The sequence below is a fragment of the Sphingobium sp. PAMC28499 genome, from assembly GCF_004795815.1.
GTDB lineage: Bacteria > Pseudomonadota > Alphaproteobacteria > Sphingomonadales > Sphingomonadaceae > Sphingobium > Sphingobium yanoikuyae.
In genome coordinates, this window is record NZ_CP039248.1 from 3,203,051 (window position 1) to 3,221,745 (window position 18,695).

The following is an 18,695-nucleotide window of genomic DNA, read 5'->3' on the forward strand; positions in this document are numbered from 1 at the left end:
ATATCACATGCCACCCCACTCATTGGACCTCGCGTTCATAGGAGCGGGGCGGCATGCTGATCCGTGACAGCGGGATGATGGAGGGGATGGAATGCGAAAGCTGATGAGCGCCGTTCTGGCGCTTTCTCTTTTTGGAGCGCCGGTTTCTGCGCAGCAACCCGCCGATCCCTACGCTCCGGCCAAGGCCATCGTCGCCGACGTCAACCGCATCGTTACGCCGAACGGCGTGCAGGAAAATCTCGTCGTGACCTTGGGCGGCGCGCGGCAGGCGATCAATGTGCGCGGCGCCGATCGGGCCAACCCGATCCTCCTCTATGTCCATGGCGGCCCCGGCGCGGTGGAAATGCCCTTCGCCTGGTCCTTCCAGCGGCCATGGGAGGATTTCTTCACCGTCGTCCAGTGGGACCAGCGCGGCGCGGGCAAAAGCTATGCGCTGAACGATCCCAAGGCGATCGCGCCGACCATGACGCTGGATCGCTACCGCGACGATGCCATCGAACTGATCGACTATCTCAAGGCCCGCTATGGCAAGCGCAAGGTCTTCCTGCTCGGCCATAGCTGGGGCTCGGCGGTGGGCCTCTCGGTCGCGATCAAGCGGCCCGACCTGCTCTATGCCTATATCGGCATGGGCCAGGCGATCGACTTCCGCGCTGGCGAGCGCATGGGCATGGACTGGACCATCGCGCAGGCAAGGAAGGCCGGCAATACCGATGCCGTGAAGGCGATCGAGGCGCTCGCCCCCTATCCGGACAGCGGACCGTTCACGATCGACAAGGCGGATGGCTGGCGCCGCTACGCCATTCCCTATGGCTCGCTGATGGCCGACCGGCCCGACCCGACGCTCTATTTCCAGACACCGCGCCTGTCGCCCGACTATACGCCCGAAGACCGCAAGGCCTGGGGCGCAGGCAGCGAATTTTCGACCACGACCCTGTGGCCGCGGGTTGCCGATGTCAGCTTCGCCAAGGTCCACGAGATGAAGCTGCCGGTGATCATGCTGCTCGGCCGCATCGACTATACCGTGCCCTCCCCGCTCGCCGCGCAGTGGATGGACCGGTTGAAAGCCCCCGCCAAGAAGACCATCTGGTTCGAGCATTCGGCCCATATGCCGATGGTCGAGGAACCCGGCCTGGTCCTCAAGGCCCTGATCAACGATGTCCGCCCACTGGCGGATCAGGAGTAATAATTTCATGGAAACCAAGGCTGGCGATCCCGCCGCTTTCGCCCATTTCGACCTGTACCGCGTCCCCTCGCCCGCCTTCGTCGTCGATGAGGCTGCTGTGCGGCGCAACCTGTCGGTGCTGCGCGATATCGGTGACCGCGCCGGCATCAAGGTGCTGGGCGCGCTCAAGGCCTTCTCCATGTGGTCGCTGGGCGGCGTGCTGGGCGAATATCTCGACGGCGTCTGCGCCTCGGGCATCTATGAGGCTCGCCTTGGCCGCGAGGAATATCAGGGCGAGGTCGCAACCTATTGCGCTGCCTACAAGCCCGACGATCTCGCCGAAATCCTCAAGATTTCCGACCATGTGATCTTCAACAGCCCCGGCCAGATCGCCCGGATGAAGCCGGTGATCGACGCCGCGCGCGCAGAAGGCCGCATCTTCGACATCGGCCTGCGCATCAACCCCCTCCACCCAGAGGGCGAGGTGCCCAAATATGACCCGTCGCAGCCGCACAGCCGCCTGGGCTTCCCGATCGACCAGTTGCGCGCCGAACATCTGGACGGGGTGGACGGCCTCCACGTCCACAATCTGTGCGAACAGGATTTCCTGCCGCTCCAGCGCACCTGGGCGGCGATCGAGCCGTTCGTCATGCCCCATGTCGCCGGCCTCAAATGGCTGAACTTCGGCGGTGGCCACCATGTCACCCGCGCCGACTACCAGATCGACGACCTCATCGCCTTCCTTCAGGCGATCAAGGCGCAGACGGGCCTTGAACTCTATATCGAACCCGGCGAGGCGATGGCGCTCGATGCCGGCATCCTGGTCGGCGAGATCCTGGACGTGATCGACAATGGCATGCCCGTCGCCATCACCGACATCAGCGCCACCTGCCACATGCCCGACGTGATCGAGGCACCCTATCGCCCCGCCATGCTGCATGAGCAGGACGAAGGCCCGGTCACGCGCCTGGGCGGTCCATCCTGCCTCGCGGGCGATATCATCGGCGATTATCGGGTGCCCGGCGGCGCCGAACCGGGCGCCCGCATCGCCTTCCTGGACCAGGCCCATTATTCGATGGTGAAGACCAACACCTTCAACGGCGTGCCCCTGCCGGCCATCTGGCTATGGAATTCCCAGAGCGATGAACTCCGGGAAATCCGCAGCTTTTCCTACGCGGATTTCAAGAGCCGCCTGTCCTGATTCCATTCCTGATTTTGCCCGGCCGGGCGTGTGAAATTCCGCGTTAATTCCGTGGAAACTATCTTTCACCCGGCCGAAATATCCTGTCTTTTCAACAACCCATCCAGCATGACGCACGTTTCATAGCGGGCTGCGCAACAAAATTTTCATATGCGCTTTACAGGGGGGACCCCACCGCATATATCGGCCGCTCGCTGCCCCATGGGACTTCCACCGCAAGGCAGCTTTTTCGCCCTGAACTACACTGGAGGTCCCTTGAGTTGCACAAGCATCATAGCGCGCTGGGGGTAGCGACCGCCCTCACACCGGCAGCACCGGTAACGCTGATCCGTCCCGAAGCCGCAGCTCGGGCCGCCCGTTTCTTCACTGAGAAGTTTCCGGGTCGCTCGCTCTATGCAGTCAAGGCGAATCCGTCTCCTGATCTGATCCGTACGCTTTTCGATTCGGGCATCACGCATTTCGACGTGGCCTCGATTGCCGAAGTGCGTCTCGTTGCCGAAACGCTCGAAGGCAAGGCCAAGCTCTGCTTCATGCACCCGGTCAAGGCCGAGGAAGCGATCGCGGAAGCTTACCATGTCCATGGCGTGCGCACCTTCTCGCTCGACACGATTGACGAGCTGGAAAAGATCATGCGCGCCACCGGTGATGCGACCGATCTGGAGCTATGCGTGCGTCTGCGCGTCTCGTCCGAACATTCGGAACTCAGCCTGGCGTCGAAGTTCGGCGCGGAGCTGGGCGAGACCCGCGAGTTGCTGATGGCAACCCGCCAGGCCGCCGATGCGCTGGGCATCTGCTTCCATGTCGGCAGCCAGGCGATGAGCCCCCAGGCCTATAGCGATGCGATCGAGCGCGTGCGCGCCGCGATCGTCGACGCGGCCGTCACGGTCGACATCATCGATGTCGGCGGCGGCTTTCCGTCCATCTATCCGGGCATGGAGCCGGTCGCGCTCGAAAATTATTTCGAAGCGATCCATCGCGGTTTCGAAAGCCTGCCGGTCAGCTACTCGTCGGAACTGTGGTGCGAACCCGGCCGCGCGCTGTCGGCGGAATATAGCTCGATCATCGTGCGTGTCGAACGCCGCCGCGGTCAGGAACTCTACATCAACGACGGCGCTTATGGCGCGCTGTTCGATGCCGCGCATATCGGCTGGCGCTTCCCCGTCGCCCTGCTGCGCGAGGATGAGAGCGAGGAAGAGCTGGAAGGCTTCTCCTTCTATGGTCCGACCTGCGACGACATGGACCATATGGTTGGCCCGTTCATGCTCCCGGCGGACGTGAAGGTCGGCGACTATATCGAGATCGGCATGCTCGGCGCCTATGGCGCGGCGATGCGCACCGGCTTCAACGGCTTCACCTCGGAATCGACGATCGAAGTGTCGGACGAGCCGATGGCCAGCCTCTATGCCGAAACGCTGCCGGCCCGTCGTCGCGCAACTGTCATCAAGCTCGGTTAAGACGGGCGCCGCTCCCCTTTAGGAGAGGATGCCCGTCCAACGGCCCGCATAGGCCGAGGATCGAACGAGAGACTATATCCCTCGCTGCCGCCCCCTCGCAGCGAGGGATTTTCTTTGGGGCATTTGTGCCCCTCCACGACGGTGTGAACTTCGCAGAAAATCGCTCAGGGGCGCCGGAAAATCCCGACCAGCTCGACATGGGTCGACCAGCGGAACTGGCCGACCGGCATGACGCTGTCGAGCACATAGCCACCCGCCACCAGATGCGCGGCGTCGCGGGCGAAGCTGCCCGGATTGCACGAGACATAGGCGATCAGCGGCACCGTCGACTGCGCCAGTTGCATCGCCTGTTCGCGCGCACCCGCACGGGGCGGATCGATCACCACGGCGGCAAAGCGGTTCAGTTCCTCAGGCGTCAGCGGCCGACGGAACAGGTCGCGATGATCCGCCACCATGCGCCGCTGCGCGCGATGGCCGGCGAGCTTGAGCGACAACACCAGATCGCGCGCGCCCTCCGCCGCATAGACCGGCCGATTGGCGCCGATCGCCAGCGCAAAGGTGCCAAGGCCGCAGAACAGGTCAGCCACCGCGCCGGTGGTGGGCAACGCGTCCTGCACCGCCTTGACCAGCGCAGCCTCGCCATCGGGGGTCGCCTGCAGGAACGAATAAGGCGGGAAGCCGACCGCCACGCCGCCGAAGCTGACGGTCACCGGCTCGGGCTCCCACCGCGTCTCAGGGCCATCGCCCTGGTCGATGGTCAGCCGTGCCAGAGCGTGCCCGCGGGCGAAATCTCCCAGCGCCTCGTCCGCCGCCAACCCCTCGACCTTCACACCTTCCAGCAGCAGGTCGACGCCCTGATCGGTCAGCGACATGCGCACATGCGCGGCGCGCTTGTCGGGCAGACAGGTCAACAGCATCGTCCGCAGCGGCGCGATCAGTGCAAACAGGCGCGGATCCAGTATCTCGCACATCGTCAGGTCGACCAGAACATGGCTGCCCTGCTCGGCAAAGCCGATGGTGATCCGCTTGCCCTGCCGCGCGGCACGCAGCGAGGCACGGCGACGCGTGCGCGGCGGCGAGACATGGGCCGGCAGCACCATCTGCGGCACTACGCCCTGCCCGGCCAGCGCACCGGTCACGCGGGCGCTGACGAAATCAGCGAGGCTCGGCTCGTCGATCTGCTGCAGTTCGCAGCCACCGCAACCGGGAAAATGGACACAGGGCGCGTCGACATGATGCGGGCCAGCGATGATGCTGCCGTCGGCAGCAATCCGGTCGCCCGGTGCTACCAGCGCGAAATGCCGCCCATCGGCGGTCACGCCATCGCCCTTGGCGGCGATGCGGAGGATGAGATCATTATCTTGGGTCACAGCCGCGAGCCGATAGCGGCTGGAAGCGCGGCAAGCAAATCATCCGCGACAAAAGCCGGCCCGGCCCGGCGTGCAACCTCCCCATGCAGCCAGACCGCTTCGCACGCCGCACGAAAAGGATCGCCGGTCACGGCCAGTCGTCCGGCCGCCAGGCCAGCCAGCACATCGCCCGTGCCGGCGGTGGACAGCCAGGTCGAAGCGCTCCGCGCCACCGCTACCCGGCCATCCGGCGCGGCGATCACGCTATCCGCGCCCTTATAGACGACAACCGACCTTGCCATGCGCGCGCCGGCCAGCGCCCGGTCGATCTTGCTGCCCGGCAGATCGCCGAACAGGCGGATGAACTCGCCTTCATGCGGGGTCAGGATCGATCCGGCCGGGACATGGGTAGGCGCCCTTCCTGCCAGCAAGGTGAGCGCATCGGCGTCCAGCACCAGCGGCCGTCCGCATGCCAGCACTGCCTCAAGCCGCACCTGTGCCCCATCCTCCCGGCCCAATCCCGGACCGACCAGCAGGGCCGCCAGCCGAGGGTCGGAAAGAGCATCGCTGAGGACAGTTTCATCCTCAATCTGCTGATGAACGATGGCGTGCGGCCCGGTTTCACACGGTGAAGCGTCATAGCGCCTCACCATGCCGGCACCGGAATGGGCCGCCGCGGCTGCCGCCAGCGCTGCCGCGCCTTGCATGGAGCCGCCGACAACGCCAACCAGACCTCGGCTATATTTATGCGCAACGGCGTCAGGCGCACGAAGCCGCGGCGGTGCAAGCACATGCATGTCGTGCGGCATGGCGAGGCCGATGTCTGCCCGCACAAGCTTCCCCATGAGGCTGACAGCTGGCTGCAACAGATGCGCGGGCTTGAATGCGCCCAATGCGATCGTCACGTCGAACTTCGGCACCGCCGACAATAGCAGGCCGTCATCCGTCCCCACCCCGCTGGGCAGATCGATCGCATAGCTGTGATTGGCATACGCCACCAATTCGCCAAGCCGCTCCGCCACCGCCGCATCCAGGCCGCGCGTCAGCCCCGTGCCGAACAGCGCGTCGACCAGTTGTGCCGCCGGCGCGGCATCGGCCAGCGACTCTACCGGGCCGTCCCACAATGCCCTGGCCCGCAGGGTGGATGCAGTGCGACTGTCACCCAGGGAGGCAACCCGCACCGGCACACCCAGTTCGCACAATATATGCGCAATAACAAAGCCATCACCGCCATTATTGCCAGGCCCACAGAGGACCAGCGCGTCCCGTCGATGCCCGGCACGCCAGATGATCTGCGCCGCCGCCGCACCGGCTCGTTCCATCAGTTCATAGGGATCGACGCCAGCATCAAACGCCGCCTGCTCGGCCGCGCGCATGGCTGCTGCCGTCAATATCGGGTCGGGCGCCATCAATTCGGCTTGGCTGCGACGGTAGCGGGCAGCCGATACCGGTCGGCACCGATCGTTACTTCGATGAGCCCCTTGCCGATTATGGTGAGCTTTGCCTCCTCGGCGCCATCGGCCGAAACCAGGCCACGCCCGTCCTGCACGATCCTTAGCCGCCGGAACCCGCCGTCGGGATGACGCAGGGTCAGCAGGCCGCGCTCGCGTTCGACGCCACATTCTCGCGACCAATCGCCCTTGCCGATCGCGCAGTCGATCAAGTTGTCGTCATCGGCGATCGCCCCGCTCCCGCCGCCCTTGCCGTCACATCCCGCCAGGGCCAGCCCCGCCAGCATCAGTGCGCCAGACAATCGCAGCCCCATCAGAATATCCCCTTTCGACATCCTCTATGGCCCGGCGCGCCAGGCCCGACCATCAACTCAGCCGGTTACGGCATTCCAGCACGATCGGCCCGAGCAGATCGGCAAAGCGGCGCTGCCCGGCAGCATCGCCAACCAGATCCTGCCGCATCTCGATCCCCAGATAGGGGATGCCATTGGCTTCCGCATGGCGGTTCATGGTCGCATTGAGCAATTGCCCCGAATAGGGCAGTTGGTCGCCGACATTCAGCCCCGCCGCCTCCAGCATCGGAATGGCGATCCGCGCCGCCCGATCATCCTGATTATAGAGAATGCCGATGTCCCAGGGCCGCTGCTGCGCCGGATCGCTCGCCAGGCGCGGTGTGAAGCTATGCACGGACAGGATGAAGGGTGACGTCATGCCGTCAAGCATGGCCGCCACCTGCTGATGATAGGGATGATGGAAGCGGCGCATCCGTTCGGCCAGATCAGCGCCCCGATTACCCGGAATGGCATGGCCGTCACTCATCACCGGCAACAGGCCGGGTGCATCCTCTTCGCGGTTGAGATCGATGACCAGGCGGGAGATGCCGGCCAGGATCGCGGAGCAGTTCAGTTGCGCCGCGAGCAACTGGCTGACCTCCGCCACGCCGATGTCGATCGCAATATGTTCGCGAAGCAGCGCCGGATCGATGCCCAGGTCGATATCATCGGGGACATGGGCCGAGGCATGATCGACGATGATCAGCAGGTCGAGATCGCCCTCGCGCATGGTGGTGAAGGCTTCGCTCATGATGTCCTGATCCTCGTTTCCATCACCCACCAATCCGGATGATCGCGGCGCAGGGCCGCTGCGGCCTGCGCCATTGCCTGCCCGTCATCGAACAGCGCGAAACAGGTCGCGCCCGATCCGGACATGCGCACCAGTCGGGGAGCTTGCGCCTGCAACGCCTGCAGCACATCACCGATCACCGGCGCCAACAGCCGGGCCGGCGCCTCCAGATCATTGCGGCCGGCGCGCGCGAGCCCATCAATATCCAGCGCATCGAGCGGGCCGCGGTCGATCCTGTCCCAACCGGCAAAGACCGACGCCGTCGAGACGCCAACCCGCGGATTGACCAGCAGCATCGGCCGGCTCGACAGATCATCCAGCGCCTGCGCCTCCAGCAGTTCGCCACGGCCGCGCACCAACTGCGTGGTACTGGCCAAGCAGGCCGGCACGTCCGAGCCAAGCAACAGAGATAATTGCTGTAATACAGTATCTTCTACCGCGAAGTTCCAGAGACGCGTCAGCAAGCGCAGCGTCGCGGCGGCGTCCGCCGAGCCACCACCAATGCCGGATGCAACCGGCAGTCGCTTGTCGAGCCGAATATCGGCGCCGACCGTTACCCCTGTGGCCGCCTGAAGGCGCCGCGCCGCGCGCATGACCAGATTGTCATCGTCACCGCTCAGGCCCGCGCCGCAAGGGCCTTCCACGGCGAGCGTGATGACGCCGTCATCGCGGTGCCGGGCATGGAGAATGTCCCCGTCCTCGGCGAAAACGAACAGGCTTTCCAGCGCATGATAGCCATCCGCGCGGCGCTCTCGCACATGCAAGGCCAGATTGACCTTTGCATAAGCAGTTTCAGTTAGTTGTCCGGATATATTCACAGGATTTCGATGCAATCTCAGGGCGCTGCATATTCGGGTTTCAGCCCTTCGCGGGCCTTGGCGTCAAGCCGATTGGCAACATCCCCCTCCGCGAAGACGGCCGCTGCGCGCCAGGCATAGCGCGCCTCGTAGCGACGACCAGCGGTCCACAATGCATCGCCCAGATGTTCGTTGATCGTGGCATCGCCGGGCGCCCCGGCCGCGGCGCGTTCCAGCACCGGGACAGCACCCTTGACGTCGCCGGTCACGAACTTGGCCCAGCCAAGCGAGTCCGTGATCGAGGCATCCTGGGGCTTGAGCGCGCTCGCCTTTTTTAGCAGGTCGAGCGCCACATCGACATTCTGCCGCCGTTCGATCTGGGCATAGCCGAGATAATTGAGGATGACCGGTTCATTCGGGGCCATCACGGCCGCCTTTTCCAACACCGCACGAGCCTCGTCCCACCGCTTCCCCTGCTCAAGCGCACTGCCTTCAAACAACAGCAGCGCCCAAGGCAGGCTGTCGGCCGAATAGCCCGCCTGCGCACGATGGAAAGCCGACGCAGCGCCGTCGAAATCTCCCGAATCCGCCAGCAATCGTCCAAGTCTTACAAGGCGTTCTGGCTCGGCATTAGGAGCCGATACCAGGCTTTGCGCCAGTGCGATCGCGCCGTCGCGATCCCCCGAGGCCGCCAGTGCCTCGACCAACTCCGCCTGGGCGAGCGCGCCGTACCAGCCAGTCACCGGCACCTTGCGCGCTTCCACCGCCGCATAATTGGCGAGATCGCCCGCCACCAGCAGCTTCGCCGCCACCAGATGCGGCTCGGCCGCGGCCGGATCGGCAAAGGTCGCGATCCGCGCCAGACGAATGCCCAGCGCCGTGCCCGTTTCGTCGGACGCGATGTCGACCGCGAGGCGGGCCAGCAATTGGGCAAAGCCCTGCTTGGGCGTGAAGGGCGCGGCGATCGCTCCCGGCACCTTGCCGCGGGCAACGTCCGTACGGGCCTTGGCGAAACTCGCTTCATCGGCGGGCAGCAGAGCCAGGGCATCCGCCTTCGCCCGGCGCCCGGCCAGTTGCGCGGCGAAGGTCAGGCGCAGCGCTTCGTCATCCGTCACGCGCAAGGCCAAGGCGCGGCGCATCGCACCAATTGCCTCTTCCTTGTCGCCCCGCGCCATGGCCTGCAACGCCAGATGCTCGTCGAGATAGCGGGCGCCTAGCGCCCCGAACTTGTCCTTACCGTCGATGACGGGCGCCACATAGCGGCGCTGGCCCAGCGATATCCAGCTCTGCACGACCGGGGCGAGGAAGGAGAAATTGCCTTCCTCCACCAGGCGATCGGTGAAGGTCTGCGCCGCCGCCCAATCCTTGCGCCCCAATGCGTCGCAAATCCGCAGCAAGGTGCCGTCGCGCGGCAGCATGCCGCCCTCATCCAGCAACGCGGCCGATCGCAGCGCCAGCGGCATGTCGCCGCTTTCCAATGCCTGAACATAGGAACGACGGGCAATGGCGAGGCTGGTCGGATCGCCGGCGAGGGCCACACGATAGCTGTCGACCGCAACGCCCAGCGCGCCTTCACCATCGGCAAGGCGCGCGCGGGCATAGGCATGCAAGGCCATATCGGGATCAACCGATGCGCCGGCCGCGACCGGCAGCATCAGCAACAGTCCTGGAATCAGGCCCTTACATGTTCGGATAATTCGGTCCTCCACCGCCCTCGGGCACGACCCAGTTGATATTCTGGGTCGGGTCCTTGATGTCGCATGTCTTGCAGTGGACGCAATTCTGCGCGTTGATCTGGAAGCGAGGCTCCCCTTCTTCCAGACCGACCACTTCATAGACACCGGCAGGACAATAACGCTGAGCCGGCTCGTCATAAAGGGGCAGATTGTAGGAAATCGGGACCGACGGATCCTTCAACTGCAGATGGACCGGCTGGTCCTCCTCATGATTGGTGTTCGACAGGAACACCGAGGAAAGACGGTCGAAGCTGATCACGCCATCGGGCTTGGGATAGGCGATCTTCTCGCACTGGTCCTTGCGCCACAATTTCTCGCAATCGGGCTTGTGCTTCATGGTGAAGGGCAGGCCGATCTTGAGCGTGCGCATCCACATGTCGATGCCCGCCAGCAGCGTGCCGATGGTGTTGCCGAACTTGGCCAGCAGCGGCTCGGCATTCTTCACCAGTTTCAGTTCATCCGCGATCCAGCTGGAACGCAGCCGATCCTCATAATCGTGCAGCACGTCGCGCGCGCGCTCGTCCTGGATCGCCTCGAACGCGGCCTCGGCGGCCAGCATGCCCGACTTCATGGCGGTATGGCTGCCCTTGATGCGCGGCACGTTGACGAAGCCGGCCGAGCAACCGATCAGCGCGCCACCAGGGAAGACCAGCTTGGGGATCGACTGCCAGCCGCCCTCGTTGATCGCGCGCGCGCCGTAGGAAACGCGCCGGCCACCCTCCAGGAACTTGCGGATTTCCGGATGCTGCTTCCAGCGTTGGAATTCCTCGAACGGATAGAGGTGCGGGTTGCGATAGCCCAGGCCCACGACGAAGCCGAGCGCAACCTGACCATTGGCCTGATGGTAGAGAAAACCGCCGCCATATGCGTCAGTTAGCGGCCATCCCTGCGTATGGATGACAAGGCCCGGCTGATGCTTGGCGGGATCGATGTCCCACAATTCCTTCATCCCCAGGCCATAGACCTGCGGCTCGCAATCGGCCTCCAGGTCGAACTGGCGCTTGAGGATCTTGGTCAGGTGGCCGCGCGCGCCCTCCGCAAAGAAAGTATATTTGGCGTGCAGTTCCAGGCCCGGCTGATAGTCCGCCTTGCGCTCGCCATCACGGGCAATGCCCATGTCGCCGGTCGCGACGCCCTTCACGCTGCCATCCTCATTATAGAGGATTTCGGCGGCGGCGAAGCCGGGGAAGATTTCGACGCCCAGCCCCTCGGCCTGCTCGGCCAACCAGCGGCACAGATTGCCCAGCGATCCGGTATAGGTACCCTTGTTGTGCATCCAGCCCGGCGTCATGATGTGCGGCATCGCCATCTTGCCCGCCTTGGACAACACCCAATGCTGATTGTCGGTGACCGGAACATCGGCCATCGGGCAGCCCTGCTCCTTCCAGTTGGGGATCAGTTCATCCAGCGCCCTGGGATCGACCACCGCGCCCGACAGGATATGGGCGCCGATTTCCGACCCCTTTTCCAGCACGCAGACGGCCAGTTCCTGCCCGGCGGCATTGGCCAATTGCTTCAGCCGGATCGCTGCAGACAGGCCAGCCGGTCCCCCACCGACGATGACGATGTCATAGGGCATCGAATCCCGTTCGCTCATAATCCCTCCATAAAGGCGCCCGCCAGCACATGTCCGGCCATCCGGTCGCCTTATTACTCCAACGTTTTGACATTCCACGCGATGAAGATTCTTGACCCTCGCGTCAACCTCTGGCCCAAGGGCATCGTGATGCGGGGATTAGAGCGGGACTTTGGAGCCGCAGCGCCTGACGCCTATCTGGCGTGGTGGTCGCTGGCGGGGGTGGACGGCGCCGTAGCGGAAGCACCAGTCAACTGGTTGCGGCCGCAGCCGACGCGCGCCCAGCTGGCCGAGCAGGCTGCGAAGGCCTTTGCTCCGCCGCCGCCCGAAAAACCCAAGACGCTCGACGCCTATCTCGAATGGCTTGCCGGTGATTCGGCCCAGCCCGAACGCAAATGGCCCGGCACCCCGATCCTGCCGACCGGCCCGGCCGAAGCATCGCTGATGGTCATCACTGACATGCCTGACATGGCAGATGCCGGCGCGGGCCATTTGTTCGCCGATCGCGTGGGCGCTCTGTTCGATGCCATGATGCGGGCCATCGGCCTGCGCCGTGACGATATCTGCCTGGCCTCACTGTTCACCGTCCGCCCCGCCGGCGGCATGGTGGAAGCAAGCGATCTGGCGCATGTCGCCGATCGCATCAGGCTCCATGTCCATCTCGCTGCGCCGCGCCGCCTGCTCCTGCTGGGCGATCGGACGGCCCGTGCGCTGCTTCCGACCGATGGCGCCGACCGGCCCGCCGGTTTACGCCCCTTTAACCATGAAGGCGGCACTGTGCCCGCCATTGCCACATTCCATCCGCGCCTGCTGCTCAGCCAGCCCGCGGCCAAGGCGGAATGCTGGCGCGCCCTGCAAAGCCTGATTGAGGAAGATCGCCCGTGATTCGCGTTGCAACCCGTATTTCCAGCCTTGCCCTGCTCAGCATGAGCGCGGCGCTGGCGATCCCGGCCGGCGCCAAGGCGGCCGAAACCCTCCCCACCTTGCCGACCAGTTCCACCGCCGGCACGCCGCTGCAGCTGTCCGATGGCGACAAGGCGCGTTACAATGCCATCTTCGCCGCCCTACGTGACCAGAAATGGTCTGATGCCAAGGCGATGATCCTGACGCTCGATCCACAGGATGCGGTCCGCCCGCTCGCCCTGTCGGAACTTTATCTTGCCAAGGGGTCGCCGCGCGTCGAGCTGTTCGACCTGCTCGACCTCGTCAACAAGGCAGCCTGGCTGCCCAAGGCCGACCAGCTTTCCCGCCTGGCCCAGAAGCGCGGCGCGACCATCCTGCCCGATCTGCCGCAGGTGCAGAAGCTGGTATGGCTCGGCTCCGCCCCGCGCCGCCAATATGTCAGCGGCAGCAAGACGGACGTTCTGGCCCAGAGCCTGTCGGCCCAGATCCTGACCTTCATCAAGAATGACGATCCGGCCGGCGCGGAAGGGCTGCTTTCCGCCGGCGAAGCGGGGCTGACACCCGAAGGCCTGACCGAGGTGCGCCAGCGTGTCGCCTGGGCCTATTATATCGAAAGCGACGATCTCAACGCGCGCCGCATGGCTGCGCGTGCGCTCGAAACTCGTACCGGCGGCGACTGGACCGTGCAGGCACACTGGACCACTGGCCTGGCCGCCTGGCGCCAGAATGATTGCCGCGCTGCCGCCCCGGCCTTCGCCAATGTCGCCGCACTGGCGGGCGACGCCGACATGCGCGCGGCCGGCGCCTATTGGGCATCGCGCGCCTATATGGTCTGCGGCGAGGCCGAGAAGGTCGAGAATATGCTGAAGCTCGCGGCGCGATCCGACGAGACATTCTATGGCCTGCTCGCCCGCGAGAGCCTGGGCATGCCGCTGGGCGGCGCGACGATGAACGCGCGTTTCAGCGACAATGACTGGCGCCAGCTCAAGGACAGCCCCAATGTCCGCAGCGCGATCGCGCTGGCCGATATTGGCGAGAATGGCCGCGCCGACGAGATTTTGCGCTATCAGGCAAAGCTGGGCGGCACCGCCCAATATGATGCGCTGCTGCGGCTCGCCAGCGCGCTCAACCTGCCCGCAACCCAGCTCTGGCTCGCCCATAATGGCCCGGCCGGCAAACAGCCCGACAGCTTCGCCCGCTTCCCGGCTCCCGCTTGGCGACCCGACGGCGGCTGGCGCGTCGACCCCTCGCTGATCTACGCCCATACGCTACAGGAATCCGGCTTCCGTTCGGACGTCGTCTCCAGCGCCGGCGCCCGCGGCCTGATGCAGGTCCGCCCCGGAACCGCCGGCGATGTCGGCCTGTCCAACGCATCGCAATTGTTCGTGCCGTCCACCAACATGGAATATGGCCAGCGCTATCTGGAATCGCTCCGCGACATGAGCGCGACCGGCGGCCTGCTGCCCAAGGTGATGGCCGCCTATAATGCCGGCCCGCTGCCGGTCGAACGCTGGAACAGCGAGGTGAAGGACAAGGGCGATCCGCTGCTGTTCATCGAGTCCCTGCCCTATTATGAAACCCGCGCCTATGTGAACATCGTCATGCGCAACTACTGGATGTACCAGATCCAGGCGAAGGGCGAGGCCGATTGCCTGACCGGCATGGCACAGGGCATGTGGCCGACCTTCCCCAATGCCAAGGGCGTCAAGCTGGTGCGTCTCAGCAAGGCCGATGGCCGGGCGATGCTCGCCGGCGGATCGGACTGATGCCGATCGACGAGGGCCGGACCTTCCTGCCCGTCCGCATCGCCGTCCTGACCGTTTCCGACACCCGCACCCTGGCCGATGACCGGTCCGGCGATACGCTGGTCGAGCGCCTGACCGGCGCGGGCCATGTCCTGGCCGACCGGCTGATCGTCACCGATGATCGCAGCGCCATCGTCGCGCGCCTTCACGCCTGGATCGACGATCCGCAGGTCGATGTGATCCTGACCACCGGTGGCACCGGCGTCACCGGCCGGGATGTCACGCCCGAGGCACTGGCCCAGGTGCAGGACAAGGAAATTCCCGGTTTCGGCGAACTGTTTCGGTGGCTCAGCTATCAGTCGATCGGCACCTCGACCATCCAGTCTCGCGCCACCGCCTGCGTCGCGCGCGGCACCTATATCTTCGCGCTGCCCGGTTCGACCGGCGCGGTCCGCGACGCCTGGGACGGCATTCTCGCCAGCCAGCTCGACAGCCGGTTCCGCCCCTGCAATTTCGTCGAGCTGATGCCGCGCCTCACCGAGCGCTAAACGCCCTCACTTCTTGAGCGTGGGCGCCGGGTTCTCCTTGAAGAATTTGCTGAGTTCGCCGAGCATCACTGACCACCAGTCGACCACATCGGCAAAATTCTCCTGATTGAGACCGCCGATCGTGCTGACGTCATAGGACACGTCCAGCGTCTTGTCGTCGGCCAGCGACATCTGGATGAAGCGCTTGGACTGGTTCCACTTGTTCGCCAGTTCGACCGTGTTGCCGCCATCATCCGCGAAATTGATACCAAACTGCAACGAGTTGCAGTCCTTCATTTCTTCGCAGCCATAGAAATAGATGGTGAAATTATAGCCACTGGCAGCGCTCTCGATCATCGGATTGCCGGTCGACTTGCTCTTGGTCAGCGCCGCCTTGTAACCTGCCGCCTGCAACGCATCGACCACCGACTGTGGGCGGCTCGCACAGACCATATTGGCCGCACAATCCGTCGTCGGCGTCGCGGCATCGGCCGCACCTGCCATCATCATCAGAACCGGAACAAGCCACCGGGCACGCATGATATTTCCCCCTGCTTTCAAGGGCGCAGCCATGACGCGTCGGAAGCGACCTTGTCAATAAGTTCCTGATATGTTCTTATTTCAACATGGCAATCATTCCCGGACGCGGCGCAACGCACAACCAGGCAAGCAGCCGGTTCAACCTGGCCGCGCGCGAGGCGGACGGCGACTGGCTCGACGCGGTAGAGGCTATCGACGGCCCAGCGCAGAAACTGCGCTCCAGCGTGTCGCTGATCACGCCGCGCACGATCATCTCGCGCAACGCGTCGCCCGACATCGCCTTCTCCCAGTCGATCAATGCCTATGCCGGATGTGAACATGGCTGCATCTATTGCTTTGCCCGGCCGACCCACGCCTATCATGACCTGTCGCCAGGCCTGGATTTCGAGACGCGGCTTTTCGCCAAGCCCGATGCGGCGGCGTTGCTGCGCAAGGAACTGGCACGCGGCAATTACAGCGTCTCACCGATCGCCATGGGCACGAATACCGACCCCTATCAGCCGATCGAGAAGGATTGGGGGATCACCCGCCAATTGCTGGAGGTGATAGTGGAATGCCGCCATCCGGTGTTCATCACCACCAAGTCCGACCGCATCCTGCGCGACATCGACCTGCTGGCCGATCTGGCGCGCGACAATCTGGTCGCGGTGATGATTTCGGTAACCTCGCTCGATCCCAAGGTCGCGCGCACGCTGGAGCCGCGCGCACCCCATCCCGAACGACGGATCGCCGCGATTGCTCGCCTGGCCGAAGCCGGCGTGCCGGTATCGGCCAACATGTCGCCGATCATCCCGGCGATCAACGATCATGAGATCGAACAGGTGGTGGCGCGGCTTGCCATGGCCGGCGCGCAGGACGTCAACTACATCCTCGTCCGCCTGCCGCATGAGGTCGCGTCACTGTTCCGCGCCTGGCTGGAAACCCATTATCCCGATCGGGCCGCCAAGGTGATGGCGATGATCCGCGACATTCGCGGCGGCCGCGACAATGATCCCGATTTCGGCAGCCGGATGCGCGGCCAGGGCGTCTGGGCCGACCTGACCCGCACCCGCTTCATCAAGGCACGGCGCAAGGCCAATCTGGGGCAGGCGCGGATCAGCGTCCGCACCGACCTGTTCCGGCCGCCCGAAGGCGCGCAGATGCGGCTCTTCTAGAGGCCGATCAAATCTCGACCTGGCTGCCCAGTTCGACCACGCGATTGGTCGGCAGGCGGAAGAACTCCATCGCGCTTTCCGCGTTGCGGAGCATCCAGGCGAAGATCTTCTCGCGCCACAGCGGCATGCCGGGATTTGCTGACGGCAACAAAGTCTGACGCGCCAGGAAGAAGCTGGTGTCCATCATCTTGAACGCCTGGCCGCAGCCGGTCACATTCTTGAGCGCGGCCGGAACATCCGGCTCCTGCATGAAGCCATATTGCAGCACCAGACGGAAGAAGCCGCGCCCCAGATCCTCCAGCTTGCACCGGCCGTCATCCTCGACCACGGGCACATCCTTGATCTTGACCGTCAACAGGATCACCCGCTCGTGCAGCACCTTGTTGTGCTTGAGATTATGCAGCAGCGCATGCGGCACGCCATCGGGCGTCGAGGTCATGAAGACAGCGGTGCCCGGCACGCGCACCGCGCTGTTGGCGGCCGAGGCCACGAATACCGGGATCGGCATCGCTGCCTCGCGCAGCCGTTCCTGCACCAGCCGGCGCCCGCGCGACCAGGTGGTCAGCAAGGTGAAGACGACGAAGCCGATCAGCAGCGGGAACCAGCCCCCGTCGGGCACCTTGGTCAAATTGGCCGCCAGATAGGCACCATCGACCAGGTAGAAGACGGCAAGCAGCGGCGCGGCATAATACCATTTCCAGTGCCATAGGCGGTAAAGCACCACGGTCAGCAGCACATTGTCGATGAACATCGCACCGGTGACGGCAATGCCGTAGGCCGCGGTCAGGTTGGACGATGTCTTAAACACCAGCACCAGCAGGATGACCATGACCATCAACCCCCAGTTGATCAGGGGAATGTAGATCTGGCCGGCCGTCGAGGCGCTGGTATGCTCGATCCGCAGACGCGGCATGAAGCCGAGCTGGATCGCCTGCTGCGTGACCGAGAAAGCGCCGGATATCACCGCCTGCGAGGCGATGATCGCCGCCAGCGTGGCAAGGCCGATCAGCGGCAACTGCATCCATTGCGGCGCGAGATTGTAGAAGGGACTGTGGAGCGCCGCAGCGCCCTCACGGAAGAGCAGCGCGCCCTGCCCCATATAATTGAGCATCAGCGCCGGCAGCACGAAGATCAGCCAGGACACACGGATCGGGCTGCGGCCGAAATGGCCCATATCGGCATAGAGCGCTTCGGCGCCCGTCACCGCCAGCACGACCGAGCCCAGTGCCAGGAAGGCGGGCAGCGGATCGGTGGCAAAGAACATCACCGCCCAATAGGGATTGAAGGCGTAGAGAATGCCCGGCGTCTTGACGATGCTGAGCACGCCAAGCGACGCGATCGTCACGAAATATATCAGCATGATCGGCCCGAACAGGGTCGCAACCTTGTTGGTCCCTAGGCCCTGGATCCAGAACAGGCCGAGCAGGATCAGCACCGCAACCGGCAGGATCGCCGGCGCCAGATTGGCATTATAGACCGCCAGGCCTTCCACCGCCGACAGCACGGAAACCGCCGGCGTGATCATCGAATCGCCGTAGAAGAGAGCCGTCGCGAACACGCCCAGCAGCACGATGCCACGCGACCAGCGCTGCGTCTTGGTCTGGCCGTTGATCAGCGCCAGCAGCGCCAGGCTGCCACCCTCGCCCTTATTGTCGGCGCGCATGATGATGCTGACATATTTGAGCGTCACGACCAGCATCATCGACCAGAACATCAGGCTGATGACGCCCAATATATGGTCGGGATCAAGGTCAAGATGATGGTGCCCCGCAAAAGTTTCGCGGAAGGCGTAGAGCGGGCTGGTGCCGATATCGCCGAAGACGATACCGATCGCGCCGACGACCAGCTTGGCCGTGGCTTTCTGGCGGGCATGGCCATGCCCATCCTGCTCGCCGTCTTCGGGGACGGCGACCGCGCTGTCATCAGCCATGAAGGAAATGCTCGATCATCAATATCATGTCGCAACCCTTGCCAGGGC

At 64.5% G+C, this 18,695-nt stretch carries 16 protein-coding genes; 7 read left to right on the forward strand and 9 right to left on the reverse strand.

Annotation, left to right across the window (positions count from 1 at the left end):
- Positions 1 to 91 precede the first annotated feature (91 nt).
- From E5554_RS15270 to E5554_RS15280, 3 genes are all read left to right on the forward strand, one after another.
- On the forward strand, positions 92 to 1,183 hold the full coding sequence (locus tag E5554_RS15270) for an alpha/beta hydrolase (protein ID WP_136187321.1): 1,092 nt from the start codon (positions 92 to 94) through the stop codon (positions 1,181 to 1,183).
- Positions 1,184 to 1,190: 7 nt separating this feature from the next.
- Complete coding sequence (locus E5554_RS15275) at positions 1,191 to 2,363, forward strand: carboxynorspermidine decarboxylase (protein WP_136187322.1); 1,173 nt, start codon at positions 1,191 to 1,193, stop codon at positions 2,361 to 2,363.
- Between the two features lie 260 nt (positions 2,364 to 2,623).
- Positions 2,624 to 3,817, forward strand: a complete 1,194-nt coding sequence (locus E5554_RS15280; RefSeq protein WP_004207266.1) for a type III PLP-dependent enzyme — start codon at positions 2,624 to 2,626, stop codon at positions 3,815 to 3,817.
- 164 nt (positions 3,818 to 3,981) lie between these two features.
- Here the strand turns inward: E5554_RS15280 and E5554_RS15285 are convergent, their stop codons facing one another.
- The 7 genes from E5554_RS15285 to E5554_RS15315 form a co-directional block, all read right to left on the reverse strand.
- A complete protein-coding gene (locus tag E5554_RS15285) occupies positions 3,982 to 5,187 on the reverse strand; it encodes a class I SAM-dependent RNA methyltransferase (protein WP_136187323.1) in 1,206 nt (401 codons plus the stop codon).
- Positions 5,184 to 6,575 carry an NAD(P)H-hydrate dehydratase gene (locus tag E5554_RS15290; RefSeq protein ID WP_210729756.1) on the reverse strand — a complete coding sequence of 464 codons (1,392 nt, stop codon included), beginning with the start codon at positions 6,573 to 6,575 and terminating at the stop codon, positions 5,184 to 5,186. Before E5554_RS15290 ends, E5554_RS15285 begins: the two co-directional genes overlap by 4 nt.
- Entirely contained in the window at positions 6,575 to 6,931 is a 357-nt protein-coding gene (locus E5554_RS15295; RefSeq protein WP_136187325.1) for a hypothetical protein, read from the reverse strand. Before E5554_RS15295 ends, E5554_RS15290 begins: the two co-directional genes overlap by 1 nt.
- A gap of 52 nt (positions 6,932 to 6,983) precedes the next feature.
- Complete coding sequence (locus tag E5554_RS15300; protein WP_136187326.1) at positions 6,984 to 7,700, reverse strand: N-formylglutamate amidohydrolase; 717 nt, start codon at positions 7,698 to 7,700, stop codon at positions 6,984 to 6,986.
- Positions 7,697 to 8,503 carry a 4-(cytidine 5'-diphospho)-2-C-methyl-D-erythritol kinase gene (locus E5554_RS15305; protein ID WP_247594447.1) on the reverse strand — a complete coding sequence of 269 codons (807 nt, stop codon included), beginning with the start codon at positions 8,501 to 8,503 and terminating at the stop codon, positions 7,697 to 7,699. Before E5554_RS15305 ends, E5554_RS15300 begins: the two co-directional genes overlap by 4 nt.
- A 71-nt stretch (positions 8,504 to 8,574) precedes the next feature.
- Entirely contained in the window at positions 8,575 to 10,191 is a 1,617-nt protein-coding gene (locus tag E5554_RS15310; RefSeq protein ID WP_136187327.1) for a tetratricopeptide repeat protein, read from the reverse strand.
- Positions 10,192 to 10,216: 25 nt separating this feature from the next.
- A complete protein-coding gene (locus tag E5554_RS15315; RefSeq protein WP_136187328.1) occupies positions 10,217 to 11,869 on the reverse strand; it encodes an electron transfer flavoprotein-ubiquinone oxidoreductase in 1,653 nt (550 codons plus the stop codon).
- Between the two features lie 81 nt (positions 11,870 to 11,950).
- On the opposite strand from E5554_RS15315, the gene E5554_RS15320 reads away from it, so the two are divergent.
- From E5554_RS15320 to moaB, 3 genes are read left to right on the forward strand one after another with little or no spacing between them, the layout of a single operon-like run.
- On the forward strand, positions 11,951 to 12,733 hold the full coding sequence (locus E5554_RS15320; RefSeq protein WP_136187329.1) for a uracil-DNA glycosylase family protein: 783 nt from the start codon (positions 11,951 to 11,953) through the stop codon (positions 12,731 to 12,733).
- Positions 12,730 to 14,517 (forward strand): lytic transglycosylase domain-containing protein, encoded by a 1,788-nt coding sequence (locus tag E5554_RS15325; RefSeq protein WP_136187330.1) that lies wholly within the window; start codon positions 12,730 to 12,732, stop codon positions 14,515 to 14,517. Before E5554_RS15320 ends, E5554_RS15325 begins: the two co-directional genes overlap by 4 nt.
- Entirely contained in the window at positions 14,517 to 15,044 is a 528-nt protein-coding gene (gene moaB, locus E5554_RS15330) for a molybdenum cofactor biosynthesis protein B (protein WP_136187331.1), read from the forward strand. The genes E5554_RS15325 and moaB overlap by 1 nt, the downstream gene beginning before the upstream one ends.
- A 6-nt stretch (positions 15,045 to 15,050) precedes the next feature.
- On the opposite strand, the gene E5554_RS15335 is transcribed toward moaB, so the two are convergent.
- The gene (locus tag E5554_RS15335; RefSeq protein ID WP_136187332.1) at positions 15,051 to 15,563 is read right to left on the reverse strand and encodes a YbjN domain-containing protein; all 513 of its coding nucleotides are present in this window, start codon (positions 15,561 to 15,563) and stop codon (positions 15,051 to 15,053) included.
- 86 nt (positions 15,564 to 15,649) lie between these two features.
- On the opposite strand from E5554_RS15335, the gene E5554_RS15340 reads away from it, so the two are divergent.
- A complete protein-coding gene (locus tag E5554_RS15340) occupies positions 15,650 to 16,717 on the forward strand; it encodes a PA0069 family radical SAM protein (protein WP_136187333.1) in 1,068 nt (355 codons plus the stop codon).
- A 7-nt stretch (positions 16,718 to 16,724) separates the two neighbouring features.
- Here the strand turns inward: E5554_RS15340 and E5554_RS15345 are convergent, their stop codons facing one another.
- A complete protein-coding gene (locus tag E5554_RS15345) occupies positions 16,725 to 18,647 on the reverse strand; it encodes a potassium transporter Kup (RefSeq protein WP_125985953.1) in 1,923 nt (640 codons plus the stop codon).
- Between the last annotated feature and the right edge of the window lie 48 nt (positions 18,648 to 18,695).

Bases quoted from the DNA above. Each gene is read 5' to 3' on its own strand.
- E5554_RS15270 (WP_136187321.1), top strand. From the start codon at position 92: ATGCGAAAGCTGATGAGCGCCGTTCTGGCGCTTTCTCTTTTTGGAGCG.
- E5554_RS15275 (WP_136187322.1), top strand. From the start codon at position 1,191: ATGGAAACCAAGGCTGGCGATCCCGCCGCTTTCGCCCATTTCGACCTG.
- E5554_RS15290 (WP_210729756.1), bottom strand. From the start codon at position 6,575: ATGGCGCCCGACCCGATATTGACGGCAGCAGCCATGCGCGCGGCCGAG.
- E5554_RS15295 (WP_136187325.1), bottom strand. From the start codon at position 6,931: ATGGGGCTGCGATTGTCTGGCGCACTGATGCTGGCGGGGCTGGCCCTG.
- E5554_RS15300 (WP_136187326.1), bottom strand. From the start codon at position 7,700: ATGAGCGAAGCCTTCACCACCATGCGCGAGGGCGATCTCGACCTGCTG.
- E5554_RS15310 (WP_136187327.1), bottom strand. From the start codon at position 10,191: ATGCTGCCGGTCGCGGCCGGCGCATCGGTTGATCCCGATATGGCCTTG.
- E5554_RS15315 (WP_136187328.1), bottom strand. From the start codon at position 11,869: ATGAGCGAACGGGATTCGATGCCCTATGACATCGTCATCGTCGGTGGG.
- E5554_RS15320 (WP_136187329.1), top strand. From the start codon at position 11,951: ATGAAGATTCTTGACCCTCGCGTCAACCTCTGGCCCAAGGGCATCGTG.
- moaB (WP_136187331.1), top strand. From the start codon at position 14,517: ATGCCGATCGACGAGGGCCGGACCTTCCTGCCCGTCCGCATCGCCGTC.
- E5554_RS15335 (WP_136187332.1), bottom strand. From the start codon at position 15,563: ATGCGTGCCCGGTGGCTTGTTCCGGTTCTGATGATGATGGCAGGTGCG.
- E5554_RS15340 (WP_136187333.1), top strand. From the start codon at position 15,650: ATGGCAATCATTCCCGGACGCGGCGCAACGCACAACCAGGCAAGCAGC.
- E5554_RS15345 (WP_125985953.1), bottom strand. From the start codon at position 18,647: ATGGCTGATGACAGCGCGGTCGCCGTCCCCGAAGACGGCGAGCAGGAT.